13 protein-coding genes and 1 pseudogene are annotated in these 14653 nt (G+C 60.7%); 10 read left to right on the top strand and 4 right to left on the bottom strand.

Annotated features, from left to right (window positions below; translation table 11 throughout):
- Window positions 1-51: 51 nt before the first annotated feature.
- Both K5K89_RS29015 and K5K89_RS29010 read right to left on the bottom strand, forming a co-directional pair.
- Entirely contained in the window at window positions 52-777 is a 726-nt protein-coding gene (locus tag K5K89_RS29015) for a methyl-accepting chemotaxis protein (RefSeq protein WP_371917394.1), read from the bottom strand.
- 132 nt (window positions 778-909) lie between these two features.
- Window positions 910-1665, bottom strand: a pseudogene (locus K5K89_RS29010) (MCP four helix bundle domain-containing protein); the annotation flags it as partial.
- A gap of 155 nt (window positions 1666-1820) precedes the next feature.
- On the opposite strand from K5K89_RS29010, the gene K5K89_RS16085 reads away from it, so the two are divergent.
- Window positions 1821-3029, top strand: a complete 1209-nt coding sequence (locus K5K89_RS16085; RefSeq protein WP_071488314.1) for a multidrug effflux MFS transporter — start codon at window positions 1821-1823, stop codon at window positions 3027-3029.
- Window positions 3030-3168: 139 nt separating this feature from the next.
- On the top strand, window positions 3169-4026 hold the full coding sequence (locus K5K89_RS16080) for an SDR family oxidoreductase (RefSeq protein WP_071488313.1): 858 nt from the start codon (window positions 3169-3171) through the stop codon (window positions 4024-4026).
- Window positions 4027-4068: 42 nt separating this feature from the next.
- Here the strand turns inward: K5K89_RS16080 and xerC are convergent, their stop codons facing one another.
- A complete protein-coding gene (xerC, locus tag K5K89_RS16075) occupies window positions 4069-4983 on the bottom strand; it encodes a tyrosine recombinase XerC (RefSeq protein ID WP_093513243.1) in 915 nt (304 codons plus the stop codon).
- A gap of 284 nt (window positions 4984-5267) precedes the next feature.
- On the opposite strand from xerC, the gene K5K89_RS16070 reads away from it, so the two are divergent.
- Window positions 5268-5765: a hypothetical protein gene (locus K5K89_RS16070; RefSeq protein ID WP_092243576.1), complete on the top strand. Its 498-nt coding sequence runs from the start codon at window positions 5268-5270 to the stop codon at window positions 5763-5765.
- Between the two features lie 25 nt (window positions 5766-5790).
- Here the strand turns inward: K5K89_RS16070 and K5K89_RS16065 are convergent, their stop codons facing one another.
- A complete protein-coding gene (locus tag K5K89_RS16065; RefSeq protein ID WP_071488310.1) occupies window positions 5791-6588 on the bottom strand; it encodes a M949_RS01915 family surface polysaccharide biosynthesis protein in 798 nt (265 codons plus the stop codon).
- A gap of 377 nt (window positions 6589-6965) precedes the next feature.
- Between K5K89_RS16065 and arnC the strand changes: the two genes are divergently transcribed.
- Genes arnC through K5K89_RS16030 form a run of 7 tightly spaced genes read left to right on the top strand, consistent with a single transcriptional unit; the run spans window position 6966 to window position 14651 of the window.
- Entirely contained in the window at window positions 6966-7991 is a 1026-nt protein-coding gene (gene arnC, locus K5K89_RS16060) for an undecaprenyl-phosphate 4-deoxy-4-formamido-L-arabinose transferase (protein WP_071488309.1), read from the top strand.
- A gap of 2 nt (window positions 7992-7993) precedes the next feature.
- Window positions 7994-9985, top strand: a complete 1992-nt coding sequence (gene arnA / locus K5K89_RS16055) for a bifunctional UDP-4-amino-4-deoxy-L-arabinose formyltransferase/UDP-glucuronic acid oxidase ArnA (protein WP_222539770.1) — start codon at window positions 7994-7996, stop codon at window positions 9983-9985.
- Window positions 9985-10869: a 4-deoxy-4-formamido-L-arabinose-phosphoundecaprenol deformylase gene (gene arnD / locus K5K89_RS16050; RefSeq protein WP_093530841.1), complete on the top strand. Its 885-nt coding sequence runs from the start codon at window positions 9985-9987 to the stop codon at window positions 10867-10869. The genes arnA and arnD overlap by 1 nt, the downstream gene beginning before the upstream one ends.
- Window positions 10866-12521: a lipid IV(A) 4-amino-4-deoxy-L-arabinosyltransferase gene (arnT, locus tag K5K89_RS16045; protein WP_071488306.1), complete on the top strand. Its 1656-nt coding sequence runs from the start codon at window positions 10866-10868 to the stop codon at window positions 12519-12521. Before arnD ends, arnT begins: the two co-directional genes overlap by 4 nt.
- The gene (arnE, locus tag K5K89_RS16040) at window positions 12518-12865 is read left to right on the top strand and encodes a 4-amino-4-deoxy-L-arabinose-phosphoundecaprenol flippase subunit ArnE (protein WP_071488305.1); all 348 of its coding nucleotides are present in this window, start codon (window positions 12518-12520) and stop codon (window positions 12863-12865) included. Before arnT ends, arnE begins: the two co-directional genes overlap by 4 nt.
- The gene (gene arnF, locus K5K89_RS16035) at window positions 12862-13275 is read left to right on the top strand and encodes a 4-amino-4-deoxy-L-arabinose-phosphoundecaprenol flippase subunit ArnF (RefSeq protein WP_222539769.1); all 414 of its coding nucleotides are present in this window, start codon (window positions 12862-12864) and stop codon (window positions 13273-13275) included. The genes arnE and arnF overlap by 4 nt, the downstream gene beginning before the upstream one ends.
- A complete protein-coding gene (locus K5K89_RS16030; protein WP_071488303.1) occupies window positions 13272-14651 on the top strand; it encodes a UDP-glucose dehydrogenase family protein in 1380 nt (459 codons plus the stop codon). Before arnF ends, K5K89_RS16030 begins: the two co-directional genes overlap by 4 nt.
- The last annotated feature ends 2 nt before the right edge of the window (window positions 14652-14653 follow it).

Genomic DNA, 14653 nt, shown 5'->3' with positions numbered 1-14653 from the left:
CCTGATTGCCAACTCAACTAAATAGTCATTTAGTTGAGTTAAATCAGTAGGTTACAAGTGAAACCGATCAACTGACTGCGAAAGCTTACCGGCCAGGCCGGACAACTCATCCGTTGTCGACGCCGTTTGGCCAATGACGCGACTGTTGTTTTCCGACATGCCCGCAATCATCTCCACCTGGTGCGCAATTTCGTTGCTGGCCAGGCTCTGTTCACCAATGGTGCGGGAGATATCGTTGACCATTTCCGTGGTGTTCAAGGTGGCTTGCAGAATTTCGCGAATCGCCCGCTCCACCTCGGCGGTCACCGCCATGCCCTTATCCACTTGAGCCACGCCCTCCTCCATGCTGGTCACCGCTTCGCGCGTGCTTTGCTGGATACGCTGGACCATGCTGGCGATTTCCAGGGTTGAGGCACTGGTACGGCCGGCCAGGCTGCGAACCTCATCGGCAACCACTGCGAACCCCCGCCCCTGTTCACCGGCGCGGGCGGCCTCGATCGCGGCATTCAGGGCCAGCAGGTTGGTCTGGTCGGCGATCCCCTTGATCACTTGGATAATGCTGAAAATTGCCTCGGACTCCTTGTCCAGCGTACGAATCACCTGGGCCGACTGCTGCGCGGAGCGGGCAATGCCGCCCATGTCGTTGACCACCTGATGAATCACCCGCCCACCGTCCTTGGCCAAGGTCTCGGCCTGGTTGGCCATGTCCAATGCGCGCCCGGCATGCCGAGTGATTTCCTCGATACTGGCGGTCATTTCACTCGCGGCCGCGGCCATGGTGCTGGCCGCCGCACTCTGTTGCTGGCTGCTGCCGGCCACTTCATGGCAGCCGTGGCTCAGTTGCTCGCTCATGCCGCTGACGCCGTGGGCGTTGCTGCGCACCACTTCGATCATGCCGCGCAAGTCCCGTTGCATGGTGGCGAGGCTGCGAATCAAGGCGCTGGCTTCGTCTTTGCGCCGGGGTTCGACAATCGCTTCGCTCAAGTTGCCCCGCGCAATGCTGGCGGCAATGCGGCTGGCGGCCTGCAATGGCGCCATGATGCTGAGCATCACCCAGCGCCCCTGGGCCAACAGCAGTAAAAGGCTGGCGATCAACACTGCGCCCAGGGTGAAATTGGCGTTGCTGATGGTCTGCCGTGTGCCGACACTTGTCTGCTGGGTGTTGGTCTCGATCAGCTCGCTCAGCGCAGCCATTTGATCTTCAAGCTGAGTGAAGGCGGCATTGAACGTGCCCAGTTCCGCGCGAGCGGCTTCGGGATTGTCCAGCGCCAGCGCGACGATGCGCTCACCGGTGGCGATGTAGTTGTCCAGGCTCGGTTTGATTTTTTCCAGGTTGGCCTTGAGCGAAGCGTCCAGCGGCAGCGCGAGGTTATCCGACAGTACCTGGCGAAAGTGTTCGGCGTGTTCCTTGAGCGAAGCGCTGACCTCGGCCGGTGTGCTGGTGCTTTTGCCCAGGCCCACCAGCATCGCAGACAGCACATCGGCGCGCAGGGCGTCGTGCATCATGTCGGCTTCCATGTGGTTGCGCAGCACCGTCATGCTGACCTCGCTGTCCTGTACGGCATCGCCCATCCGTGAATTGCCCAGGTAACCGGTAAGGCTCATGATCAAAGCAGTGAGCAAGCCAGTCGCTATCAACAACATCAAGCGTAGTTTGATCGTCATGCAAAAATCCCCTTGCCTGGTCATCCGGTTGGGAGCCCAACCGCAGACGCCCCGCTTCTGATGTTATCGGCCACCGTCCCTGGTTATTGAAGCCTAAGTTTGCGGATCTGCGTGGATCCCTTAAGCTGACCGCCCTTTTCCGTGCGGAACCGCTCATGTCTCGACGTATCGCCCACCTCGCCCTGCTACTGGGGTTGATCACCGCCGTCGGCCCTTTCGCCATCGACATCTACCTGCCCGCACTGCCGACCCTCGGCGCGAGCCTGCATGCCTCGCCGGCGCGGGTGCAGATGAGCCTGACGGTGTTCTTCGTGATCGTCGGCGTATGCCAGTTGTTCTACGGGCCGGTCAGCGATGTATTCGGGCGCAAACCGCCGATCTATGCCGGCCTGGTGATTTTTGCCGTGGCCAGTGTCGGATGCGCCTTGGCGCCGACGATCGAAACCCTGATTGCCTTTCGCGCCCTGCAGGCTTTCGGCGCATGCGCCGGCATGGTGATTCCCCGGGCCATCGTGCGTGACCTGTACACGGGGCATGAGGCCGCGAAGTTGATGTCCTTGCTGATGCTGGTGATGAGCGTCTCGCCGATTCTCGCGCCATTGGCCGGCAGCCTGGTGATTTCGCTGTGGAGCTGGCGCGAAGTATTCGCCGTGCTGGCGGTGCTCGCGCTGGCGTGTCTGGTAATGACCATCGTGCAACTGCCCGAAACCCACCCTGCCGAACGCCGGTTGGGCAAGACCCTGGGCAGTGCCTTCAGCAGTTATGGCGCGTTGTTGCGTGACCCGGTATTCATCGGCCTGTCGGTGGTGTGCGGATTTGGCCTGGCGACCTTCTTCGTGTTTATCGGCAGCGCGCCGTTCGTGTACATCGAGCATTACGGCCTCACACCCACGCAGTTCAGCCTGGCCTTTGCGTTGAATGCCGCGTCGTTTTTCGCCATGAGCCAACTCACTGCGCGCCTCAGTGCGCGCTTTGGCCTGGCGCCGTTGATTCTTTGGTCGGTAGCGGCTGTGGCTGCAGTGATGGCTGTCCTGGCCGTCACTACGCTGTGGGTCGACAGCCTGGCCCTGACCATGGCCTTGCTGTTTATCGGCTTCGGCTTTCTCGGCCTGCTGCTGCCGGCCGCCGGGGTATTGTCCCTGGAGGATCATGGTGCCGTGGCCGGTTCTGCCTCGGCCTTGCTCGGTGCGATCCAGATGATCATCGGGGCCCTGTCCATGACCCTGATCGGGGTGTTCGCCGATCACACGCCGGCGCCGATGCTGATCGGGATTGCGCTGTGCGCCATAGCGGCGATGTTCACCACGGTGTGGACACTGCGGCGCCTGCCGGCTCACCTGGCGAGCGCCCCACCCTCGTCCTGAGGGCGGCCCATGCACTTGAGGTTGGCGTTGCCTGGGGCCAACGCCAACCACTCGTCGGCCCTCGGCGGCATCCGTTACAACTATCAACCGGCCGGCAACTACTAATCCCATAGCCACGTTGGAAACTATGGAGATTGACATGACTGATTACCCTCACCCTCCCTTCGCCCCCCAAGCGCAGACCGTACCTGGTTCGCAGAAGAAAATGGACCCGTACCCGGATTGCGGTGAACAGAGCTACAAGGGCTCCGGACGGTTGGCCAACAAGATCGCCCTGATCACTGGGGCCGACAGCGGCATCGGGCGCGCCGTCGCCATCGCGTTTGCCCGTGAAGGCGCCGATGTGGCCATCGCTTATCTGGATGAGCACGAGGACGCCAGGGAAACTGCGCGTTGGGTCGAGGAAGCCGGTCGCCAATGCCTGCTGCTGCCCGGCGATATCGCTCAGAAAAGCGTGTGCCACGAACTGGTCGACAAAACGGTCGAGCAATTCGGCCGTATCGACGTGCTGGTCAATAACGCAGCGTTCCAGATGAGCCACGAGACTCTTGAAGAAATCTCGGACGAGGAATGGGTCAAGACCTTCGATATCAACATCACCGCAATGTTTCGCCTGTGCAAGGCAGCGGTGCCGCATATGAAGGCTGGCAGTTCGATCATTAACACCACGTCCGTCAACTCAGACATGCCCAAGCCGACGCTGATGCCGTATGCAGCCACCAAGGGTGCGATTGCCAATTTCACCGGTGGCTTGGCGCAGTTGCTCGGCAGCAAGGGTATACGCGTCAACAGCGTAGCCCCGGGCCCGATCTGGACGCCGTTGATCGTGGCGACCATGACCGATGAAGATGTGCAGAGCTTCGGCAGCGAAACCCCGCTGGGCCGCCCTGGCCAACCGGTGGAAGTCGCGCCGATCTATGTGTTGTTGGCCTCGGACGAAGCCAGCTACATCTCCGGATCGCGCTACGCGGTCACTGGCGGCAAACCTATTCTCTAAAACTGCATCGCCCCCCCTGAGGGGGGGCTGCAATCGTCAACCCTACAGGTCAAACCGGTCCACCGCCCGCCGTCGCTCATTGTCGTCACGCACGTCATAACTGGCGGTGGTCTGGATATTGGTATGGTGTGCGAGCTTCTGCGCGATCGACAGGTCATGCTCCTCGATCACCCGGGTGATGAACGAGCGACGGAAGTCATGGGGCATGATCTTCACGCCCACCTGTTCGCCGCGCTGGCGGGCGATGTAGTAAATGGCATGTTTGGTGATGCGCTCGCGGGTGATGTGGCTGCCACGGCGGATACGGTTGAACAGGAAGCTGTCATCCTGCTCGCCCTCCTTGAGCTGCTCGCGCCGAAACGCCAGCCACGCCTGCAATTTGGCGAACGCCCAGTCCGGCGCGTACTTGATCAACTCCTTGTTGCCCTTGCCGATCACCCGCAGGCTGCGCTCTTCGAAGTTGATCTGGGCCAGGTCGAGATTGACCGATTCCGACTTGCGCATGCCGGAGCCGTAGAGAATACCGATCACTGCGGCGTCTCGCAGGCCCTGGGGCCGTGGGTCGGCGGCGCAGACTTCCATCATTTCGCGGATCAGGCTGCGCCGCAGGTTGCGGCCCTGGCCCAGGCGCGTGCCGGGTGCAGCCTTGACCGTGCGCATGCGCAACAGGTGCTCCTGGCTGATCAGGTTCAGGCGCCACGCCTCATTCATCACCCCGCGCACCGCGTTCACATACAACGAGGAGGTATTCGGCGCATAACCGTCTTCGCGCAAGGCGGCGACCAGGGCAATGACGTGTTCGGGCTGCAGCAAGTGCCAGTCGATGTCTTCGAGGTTGATGTCCTCGAAGCCCAGGCGATCGGCCGCATCTTGCAGCACGTAGCGCATGGTCAATTGGCTGGAGGGGGCCAGGCGGGTGAGGTAGAGGGTCAGCGGGTTGCGGATAGACTCAGTCAAGCTAGATCAGCCTTTGGTTCAAATACACCATTTAACTGATTGTTAAATCGACATATTTACGATTGAACAGAGCAAAGAAGTCTAGCCCATGAGTACCGCTGGTACAAAGTACTGAAACGTACCGCGAGGCGGTGCGTCAACGCGTCAGGTACGCGCCGTATTGTCCTATGGAGCGATAAGCCTAATCACTACCGGTCGAAGCATTTTCCTATGCTGCTTTGTAGGCGCCTTGCTTTATTTTCAGCTTTTCATCCCTGCTCATTCACTCAGACAAAGGTCACTTTATGCCTATTGACACTCCTACCTCGCGTTATGCGAACCCTAATCCCTGGGCTGTCAAGCACTCATCCATTGCTCCAGACAGCCAGCCTCCTGCGTACAACACAACACTGTATGCCCCCTCGTATTTTGCGACGGTGGAAAACAAAGCCAAGGTTGATATCTCCCGGGATGACTTCAACCAGATCAATAAGCAGGTCAATGCTCTCGATAGAAAAATCGAAAAGATAGAGCGATTTTCAACCCGATATCCAGCCGCTATAACAGGCAAAGACACTCAAACATTGCGCCAGACAATGCTCAACCTGCGCAACCATGTAGCGACTGGGAACGGCAAAAGCAATGAAATGCAGGCATTGGCCCAAACGGTCAACAATCAAACGACAGCCATTGCGCTGAAAGCGTTACAGGGCGTGCAGAAGAATGAACATGGCACGCCGGCTTTCGCTCAGAATCTGCAATTGCTTTCAGATGTCGAAAATATGCAGCAAAAAAAATACTGATGGTTTTACCTTGAGGCCTTGGCAGCTAGTCGGGCTCAACCGGGCCGTCCTCGGTTTGCGGTTGGCTCCAAGTCTCATCCTGTTTCTGCATCAACGCAAACCATTGGGTGCGCATGAAATCCAAGTACGGAGCGGGCGCCTTGGCAAAGTCCTTCTCATCGCCATAACACCCCGGCAACGGCAACTCGGTGCCCTGCTCTTTGTACTGGCTGACCAGCGCCTGCTGAGCGGCCACGCTGCAGTCCTTGGGCAGCGGCATGCCGCGCAGGGCGCCGGCCTCTTCGTCCCACCAGGCCGCACCGACGCGGTCGACCCCACGCAGGCGGTACTTCTGCGACTTGCCGACGTGCATGATCAACTTGAATTCGTTGGGGCTGACATCACTGGTGCAGGTGCGCGAATAGCCCACGGTGGCCTGGGTGATGCCGTCGCCAGTGAGGTCGGTGACTTTGGTTGCAGCCCTGTCAAAGCGCAGGGACGCATCGAATTCGCAGTGCTGCACATCGTCGTAGAGCATCCACACGCGCTTGGGGCGGTTGCCGTCGATCAGGTACTGGGCCGCATACACGAATGCCGACTGGGTGCCGTCGTCATCGCGCTCGCTGACTTGTTCGGCGAGCACCAGCAGGTTCTTGCCTTGTTTATCGTCCCAGGTATACGCGGCGATCTGCTTGCCGCGCACTTCCACGCCGTCCGGCACCTGGTCGATGCTGGTCAGCGCCACCCCATCATCGGCGCATACGGTGGTGATGCACGCGACGCTCATCAACAACCCCATCAACACTGGCCGCAATTGGCCGCGTAAAAGCTGCACGCTATTCATCCGTTCACCCTGGCAAGAGACGGCTTACTTTACCGGCACTTGGCGGGCATTGCAGAGAATATTCTTTACTGAACACCGGATTGAATAACATCGCGTCGCACTCGCCCGGACGCCTTGCCTGGCACCTCGTCCACTTAGCTGAACCCTAGCTGTCTACCTGTCAAATAAACGAGTTTTTCATCTGCCTTTCATATCTGTTCCACATTTTTACGCTTAATCTTGGATACAGCACTTCATAGCAAACCGCGCTATATCGTCTAACCTCTTGATTACGTTCTATCTTCAGTGCCGCTTTCCAACCTGCATTCTGGACGTTTGCCTAATGATTGCTGCTGTTTCCACGCTCCAAGTTGCTCTAACCCCGAGGTCATGAATCTTTGAAACCCTACCCTATTCATTGCGTGTCGATCGTTATCCCGGTCTACAACGAACAAGAAAGCCTGCCTGAATTGCTGCGCCGTACCACCGCAGCCTGCAAGCAACTGGCCTACGCATACGAAATCATCCTGGTGGATGACGGTAGCCGCGACAATTCGGCCCAACTGCTGGAAGACGCCGCCTCGGAAGACGGCAGCAACGTGGTCGCGGTAATTCTCAACCGCAACTACGGCCAGCATGCCGCGATCATGGCCGGTTTCGAGCAATGCCGAGGCGAAGTGGTGATCACCCTAGACGCCGACCTGCAAAACCCGCCCGAAGAAATCCCGCGCCTGGTCGAGCAAGCTGCCCTGGGCTACGACGTGGTTGCCACCGTGCGCAACAACCGTCAGGACTCGGCCTTTCGCCGCTGGCCGTCGCGCCTGATCAACCTGGCCGTGCAGCGCTCCACCGGCGTAGCCATGAGCGACTACGGCTGCATGCTGCGCGCCTACCGCCGCACCATTGTCGACGCGATGCTCGCCTGCCGTGAGCGCAGCACCTTCATCCCGATCCTGGCCAACGGCTTTGCCCGGCACACCACGGAAATCCTGGTGCACCACGCCGAGCGGGAACACGGCGAATCCAAATACAGCGCCATGCGCCTGATCAGCCTGATGTTCGACTTGCTGACCTGCATGACCACTACCCCACTGCGACTGCTGTCCATCGTCGGCTTCAGCCTGGCGGCGCTGGGTGTGCTGTTTGCCTTCGCATTGATCATCCTGCGCCTGGCCTTTGGCGCCGACTGGGCTGGCGACGGTTTGTTCGTGCTGTTCGCGGTGTTGTTCGTGTTCACCGGCGGCCAGTTCATCGGCATGGGCCTCTTGGGTGAATACCTGGGCCGCATGTACAGCGACGTGCGCGCCCGTCCACGCTTCTTTATCGAAAAAGTGCTGCGCAACCAACCGGCAGCACCGGCTCCCGTGGTCGTCGTAGACGGCCTGGTGTCCTCCCATACTTCTACTTCTGCTGATCAGGTCTAATCATGAGTTCAAAAGCTGTTGTATTCGCGTACCACGATATTGGTTGTGCAGGCATTGAAGCGCTGCTCAACACCGGTTACGAAATTGCTGCCGTGTTCACCCATGCCGATGACCCCAAGGAAAACAACTTCTACGGTTCCGTCGCACAACTGTGCGCGCGCAATGGCATCCCGGTGCATGCCCCGGAAGACGCCAACCACCCGCTGTGGATCGAGCGCATCGCCAAGCTGAACCCGGACTACATTTTCTCGTTCTACTACCGCAACCTGCTCAGCGAGGCCCTGCTGGCCACCGCCAGCAAAGGCGCGTTCAACCTGCACGGCTCGTTGCTGCCGAAATACCGTGGCCGCGCCCCGGCCAACTGGGTACTGGTCAACGGCGAGACCGAAACCGGCGTGACCCTGCACCGCATGGTCAAGCGTGCCGATGCCGGCGCGATCCTGGCCCAGCAGAAAGTCATCATCGAACGCAACGACACCGGCCTGACCCTGCACGCCAAACTGCGCGACGCCGCCAGCACCCTGCTGCGCGACGCCCTGCCGCAACTGGCCCAGGGCAAGCTGACGGAAACCGCCCAGGACGAAAGCCAGGCCACTTACTTCGGCCGCCGCACTGCCGCCGATGGCAAGCTGGAGTGGAAAAAACCGGCTGAAGAACTGTTCAACCTGGTGCGCGCCGTGACCCAACCGTACCCAGGCGCCTTCTGCGCCGTGGGCGAACACAAGTTGATCGTCTGGCAGGCCGAAGTGGTCAAGGGCAACGAAGGCCTGGCGCCGGGCCGTGTGATCAGCGTCAACCCGCTGCGCATCGCCTGCGGTGAAGACTCCCTGGTGGTCAAGTTCGGCCAGCGCAACGCCGACGGCCTGTTCCTCGCCGGCCCAGCCCTGGCGGACGCACTGGGCCTGGTCGACGGCTCCGTGCTGCGCGGCGCCGAGTCCGGCCGCAAGCCACGGCGTACCAGGGTGCTGATCCTGGGTGTGAACGGCTTTATCGGCAACCACCTGTCCGAGCGCCTGCTGCGCGACGACCGTTATGAAATCTACGGCCTGGACATCGGTTCGGACGCCATCGAGCGCCTGCGCAGCCACCCGAACTTCCATTACGTCGAAGGCGATATCAGCATCCACACCGAGTGGATCGAGTACCACATCAAGAAGTGCGACGTGGTCCTGCCGCTGGTGGCCATCGCCACGCCAATCGAATACACCCGCAACCCGCTGCGCGTGTTCGAACTGGACTTCGAAGAAAACCTCAAGCTGGTGCGCTACTGCGTCAAGTACAACAAGCGCGTGATCTTCCCGTCGACCTCCGAAGTCTATGGCATGTGCCAGGACCAGTACTTCGACGAAGACACCTCCAACCTGGTGGTGGGTCCGGTCAACAAACAGCGCTGGATCTACTCGGTTTCCAAGCAGCTGCTGGACCGTGTGATCTGGGCGTACGGTGACAAGGGCCTGAAATTCACCCTGTTCCGTCCGTTCAACTGGATGGGCCCACGCCTGGACCGCCTGGATTCGGCGCGTATCGGCAGTTCTCGCGCAATCACCCAATTGATCCTGAACCTGGTGGAAGGTACGCCGATCCGCCTGTTCGACGGCGGCGAGCAGAAGCGTTGCTTTACCGATATCGCTGACGGCATCGAAGCCCTGGCCCGCATCATTGATAACAAAAACGGCGAGTGCGACGGCCAGATCATCAACATCGGCAACCCGGAAAACGAAGCCAGCATCCGTCAGTTGGGCGAAGAACTGCTGCGTCAGTTCGAAGCGCACCCGTTGCGTGGCAACTTCCCACCGTTCGCCGGTTTCCGCGACGTAGAAAGCAAGGCGTTCTACGGCACCGGTTACCAGGACGTGGCGCATCGCAAGCCAAGCATCGAAAACGCCAAGCGCCTGCTGGACTGGGAGCCGACCGTGGAAATGAGCGAAACCATCGGCAACACCCTGGACTTCTTCCTGCGTGAAGCCATGCTCGAAATCGCGGACAAAAAGTAATGGATGCAGGTCTTCGCATCGACGTCGACACCTACCGTGGCACCCGTGAAGGTGTGCCACGGTTGCTCGAGTCCCTGGATGAAGCCTCGGTGAAGGCAACGTTCTTCTTCAGTGTCGGGCCTGACAACATGGGGCGCCACTTGTGGCGTCTCATCCGTCCGCAATTCCTGTGGAAGATGCTGCGTTCCAATGCGGTCGGCCTGTATGGCCTGGACATCTTGCTCGCCGGCACCGCCTGGCCGGGCAAGCCGATCGGCCGTGACCTGGGGCACTTGATGCGCCAGGCCAAGGCCGCCGGGCACGAAGTGGGCCTGCACGCCTGGGATCACCACGGCTGGCAGGCCAACACCGGGCGCTGGAGCGAGGCGCAGTTGATCGAACAGATTCGCCGTGGCGTCGACACCCTCAGCGACATCCTCGGTGAGCGCATCGACTGTTCCGCCGCCGCCGGTTGGCGCGCGGATGAACGCGTGGTGCAAGCCAAGCAAGGTTTCAACTTTCGCTACAACAGCGATTGCCGGGGCACCAGCCTGTTTCGTCCAACCCTGGCCGATGGCAGTGCGGGCACCCCACAAATTCCGGTAGACCTGCCGACCTTCGACGAAGTTGTCGGGCCGGTGGTGGCTGCCAAAGACTTCAATGGGTTCATCCTCGACCGTTTTGCCGAGTCGAAACTCAATGTCTATACGATCCACGCCGAAGTAGAAGGGATTCTGATGGCCAACGATTTTCGCCAGTTGCTCGCCCAGGCCGGGCAGCGCGGCATCGACTTCAAACCACTGGGCGACCTGTTGCCGTTGGACGTGACCACCCTGCCCCAGCAACAACTGGTACGCGGTGCGTTGCCGGGCCGCGAGGGTTGGCTCGGAGTGCAACAGGCATGATCCGCCGTTGGGCCTTGCCCCTGCTGCTGTTGGCGTTTGGCGTGTTCTACCTGCTGCCGCTGGCCACCCATGGCCTGTGGATCCCGGATGAAACCCGTTACGCACAGATCAGCCAGGAAATGCTGCTGACCGGCAAGTGGGCTTCGCCGCACTTCATGGGCATCCGCTACTTCGAAAAACCGGCGGCGGGTTACTGGATGATCGCGCTGGGCCAGGCGATCTTCGGGCAGAACCTGTTCGGCGTGCGGTTTGCCTCGGCCCTGAGCACCGGCTTGAGCATCCTGCTGGTGTACGGGGTGTCGCGTCGGCTGTGGAATGACCCGCGCAAAACCCTGGTCAGCACCGTGCTGTACATGAGTTTTGTCAGCGTGGCCTTGCTCGGTGGCTACGCCAATCTGGATCCGCAGTTCACCTTCTGGGTCAACCTGACCGGAGCCGCCCTGTGGTTCTGCTTCGACAGCACCACCCGCAATGGGCGCCTGGGGTCCTGGGCGTTGCTCGGTTTTGCCTGCGGCATGGGCTTTATGACCAAGGGCTTTCTGGCGTGGTTGCTGCCGGTGTTGATCGCCCTGCCCTATGCGATCTGGCAGAAGCGTTTGCGTGAGCTGCTGGGCTACGGCGTGGTCGCCGTGGTGGTGGCGATTGTCGTCAGCTTGCCATGGGCGCTGGCGGTGCACCTGCAAGAGCCGGACTACTGGAATTTCTTCTTCTGGCACGAGCATATCCAGCGCTTCGCCGGTGACGATGCCCAGCACGCCGAGCCGTTCTGGTATTACCTGCCGCTGTTGGTTGCGTTCTGCCTGCCGTGGGTGGCGTTGTTGCCGTCTACCCTCAAACAGGCGTGGCGGGACAAACGCAGCGCAAAAATCGGTTTTGTCGTGCTGTGGCTGCTGATGCCCCTGGCCTTCTTCAGCCTGGCCAAGGGCAAGCTGCCGTCCTACATCATGCCGTGCCTGCTGCCCCTGGCCTTGTTGATGGGCAATACCCTGGCGGACAAACTGGCCCAGGGACGCAGCCGTGCGCTGCGCATCAACGGCTGGCTGAACCTGATCATCGGTGTAGTGGCATTGCTCGCGCTGACCTGGCTGCAAATGAAGAAGCCGGTGTACGAGCACGGCCAGGAAACCCTCAGCCTGGTGTTGGTGTTCACCTTTCTGTTTGCCTGGATCCTGGTCAACCTGTTGCAGGCGGCCCGGCCTTTGCACCTGTGGGCCGCACCGGTACTCGGCAGTTGGCTGATGGTGGCCTTGTTGCCAGCTGCCCTGCCGCATTCAGTGGTGTACAACAAGACGCCTGACCAATTCATCATTGATCACCTGCAAGAGCTGCAACCGGCCACGGCCCTGCTGAGCAATGACCTGGGCGCAGCGTCGGCGCTGTCATGGCGCCTGGCGCGCCCGGACGTGACGCTCTACAACACCGTCGGCGAAGTCAAATACGGCCTGGCCTACGCGGACGCCACGCACCACAAGGTGGATACCACCCAAGTCCAGCAATGGATGAGCGATGCGCGCCAAAAGGGGCCGGTCGGCGTGGTCATGCGGGTCAAGGGCGACGATGAAATCGCCGAAGTCGACTTGCTGCCCAAGGACGGCAAGCGCTACGAACAAGGCAACATCGTGATCCTGATCTTCCCCCAGGCCGCGCAATGATCACCTTGCTGCTGTTACTGGCCGCCTGCCTGCTCACCTGCATGGGACAGGTCTCCCAGAAGTTCGCCGTGGAACGCTGGCGCGACCTGCCGGATGGCTGGGCGCTGAAACTGCGCTCGCCCTGGTTGTGGTCGGCGCTGGTGTGCCTGGGCCTGGGCCTGCTGGTGTGGCTGCTGGTGTTGCAACGCCTGGAAGTCGGTATTGCCTACCCGATGCTCAGCCTCAACTTCGTGCTGGTCACGCTGGTCGCGCGTTTTGTGTTCAAAGAGCACATCGATACCCGCCATTGGCTGGGTGTCGCGCTGGTGATCGGCGGTGTCGTGCTGCTGGGGCGCCAGGTATGAGCCGGATGAAGGGGTTTGCCCTGGCCCTGGGCAGCGTCGGCCTGGTCAGTGCGGCCCAACTGGGCATGCGCTGGAGCATGACGCGCCTGCCGCTGCCCAGCGGATGGCTGGATGCCTTGAGCCAGAACAGCATCGACCTGGGCGCCCTCGGCGTCGTGACCCTGGCGATCCTGGCCTACGCACTGTCGATGCTCTGCTGGCTCGGTGCGCTCAAGCATTTGCCGCTGGGCCGCGCCTATTCGCTACTGAGCATCAGCTATGCCTTGGTGTACCTGCTGGCGGCCAGCCTGCCGGTGTTCAACGAACATTTTTCCGTTTCAAAAACCCTGGGGGTGGCCTTGGTCATCCTCGGTGTTCTGGTTATCAACTCTCGTCGTGCTAGCGCCACAAGTCCCAGGAATGCCCCATGAAAATCAGTGTATTTGGTAGCGGTTACGTCGGTCTGGTGCAGGCCACCGTGTTGGCTGAAGTCGGCCACGATGTCATTTGCATGGACGTTGACAAGAACAAGGTCGAGTCACTGCAAAAAGGCCATGTGACCATCTTCGAGCCGGGGCTGGCTGCGATGGTCAAGGAAAACCTGGAGAGTGGGCGGCTGCACTTCACCCATGATGAAAAGTTGGCGGTGGAACACGGCGAAGTCCTGTTCATTGCCGTGGGCACGCCTTCGGACGAAGACGGCTCGGCCGACCTGAAATACGTGCTGTCGGTAGGCGACGCCGTCGCCCGCCACCGCAAAGAGCCGGTGATCCTGGTGGAAAAATCCACCGTGCCGGTCGGCACCGGCGACACCCTGCGCGCCCACATCGAAAAAGCCCTGCACCTGGCCGGCCGGCACCTGGAGTTCGATATCGTCTCCAACCCGGAATTCCTCAAGGAAGGCTCGGCCGTGGCCGACTGCCGCCGCCCGGACCGCATCATCATCGGTTGTGAGCGCGAAGAAGTGCGCGACGTGATGCGCGACCTGTATGCACCGTTCAACCGCAACCATGACCGCATCATTTTCATGGACCTGCGCAGTGCCGAGCTGACCAAGTACGCCGCCAACTGCATGCTGGCGACCAAGATCAGCTTTATCAACCAGATCGCCGAGCTGGCCGAACACCTGGGGGCGGACATCGAAGCCGTGCGTCTGGGCATTGGCGCCGACTCGCGCATCGGCTACCACTTTATCTACCCTGGCTGCGGCTACGGCGGTTCGTGCTTCCCCAAGGACATGCGCGCCCTGATCCACAGCGCCAGGCAAGCCAACTGCTCCAGCGACCTGCTGGAAGCGGTAGAAGCCATCAACCAGCGCCAGAAGAGCAAGTTGTTCGAACGGATCAATGCGTTCTTCAAGGGCGACCTGCGCGGCAAGACCTTTGCCCTGTGGGGCCTGGCGTTCAAGCCCAACACCGACGACATGCGCGATGCCCCCAGCCGCGTGCTGATGGAAGCGTTGTGGGCCGCCGGCGCCAACGTGCGCGCATTCGACCCGGAAGCCATGCAGGAAACCCAACGCATCTATGGCGATGACCCACGGCTGATGCTCATGGGCACCCCGGAATCCACACTGGGCGGTGCCGATGCGCTGATCGTCTGCACCGAATGGCAGCAATTCAAGGCGCCTGACTTCGACCTGATCCACCAGCGCCTGAAAACCCCGGTGATCTTCGACGGCCGCAACCTCTACGACGGCGAGCGCCTGGCACGCAAAGGCTTCCAGTACTACCCGATCGGCCGCGGTGATTCCTGCCAGTTGCCGATTCCCCAGCAACAGTGGCTGCCACAGGTTGTGGAAGCCTGAGA

Origin of the sequence: Pseudomonas sp. DR208 (assembly GCF_019823005.1) — a bacterium.
Lineage (GTDB): Bacteria > Pseudomonadota > Gammaproteobacteria > Pseudomonadales > Pseudomonadaceae > Aquipseudomonas > Aquipseudomonas extremorientalis.
Note: the sequence above shows the minus strand (reverse complement) of the source record. Positions and strands in the feature narration are given on the sequence as shown.

Excerpts from the sequence above, each read along its gene's own strand:
- K5K89_RS16080 (WP_071488313.1), top strand. The coding sequence starts at position 3,169 with ATGACTGATTACCCTCACCCTCCCTTCGCCCCCCAAGCGCAGACCGTA.
- K5K89_RS16070 (WP_092243576.1), top strand. The coding sequence starts at position 5,268 with ATGCCTATTGACACTCCTACCTCGCGTTATGCGAACCCTAATCCCTGG.
- K5K89_RS16030 (WP_071488303.1), top strand. The coding sequence starts at position 13,272 with ATGAAAATCAGTGTATTTGGTAGCGGTTACGTCGGTCTGGTGCAGGCC.
- K5K89_RS16085 (WP_071488314.1), top strand. The coding sequence starts at position 1,821 with ATGTCTCGACGTATCGCCCACCTCGCCCTGCTACTGGGGTTGATCACC.
- arnA (WP_222539770.1), top strand. The coding sequence starts at position 7,994 with ATGAGTTCAAAAGCTGTTGTATTCGCGTACCACGATATTGGTTGTGCA.
- arnF (WP_222539769.1), top strand. The coding sequence starts at position 12,862 with ATGAGCCGGATGAAGGGGTTTGCCCTGGCCCTGGGCAGCGTCGGCCTG.
- K5K89_RS16065 (WP_071488310.1), bottom strand. The coding sequence starts at position 6,588 with ATGAATAGCGTGCAGCTTTTACGCGGCCAATTGCGGCCAGTGTTGATG.
- arnD (WP_093530841.1), top strand. The coding sequence starts at position 9,985 with ATGGATGCAGGTCTTCGCATCGACGTCGACACCTACCGTGGCACCCGT.
- arnE (WP_071488305.1), top strand. The coding sequence starts at position 12,518 with ATGATCACCTTGCTGCTGTTACTGGCCGCCTGCCTGCTCACCTGCATG.
- K5K89_RS29015 (WP_371917394.1), bottom strand. The coding sequence starts at position 777 with ATGGCCGCGGCCGCGAGTGAAATGACCGCCAGTATCGAGGAAATCACT.
- arnT (WP_071488306.1), top strand. The coding sequence starts at position 10,866 with ATGATCCGCCGTTGGGCCTTGCCCCTGCTGCTGTTGGCGTTTGGCGTG.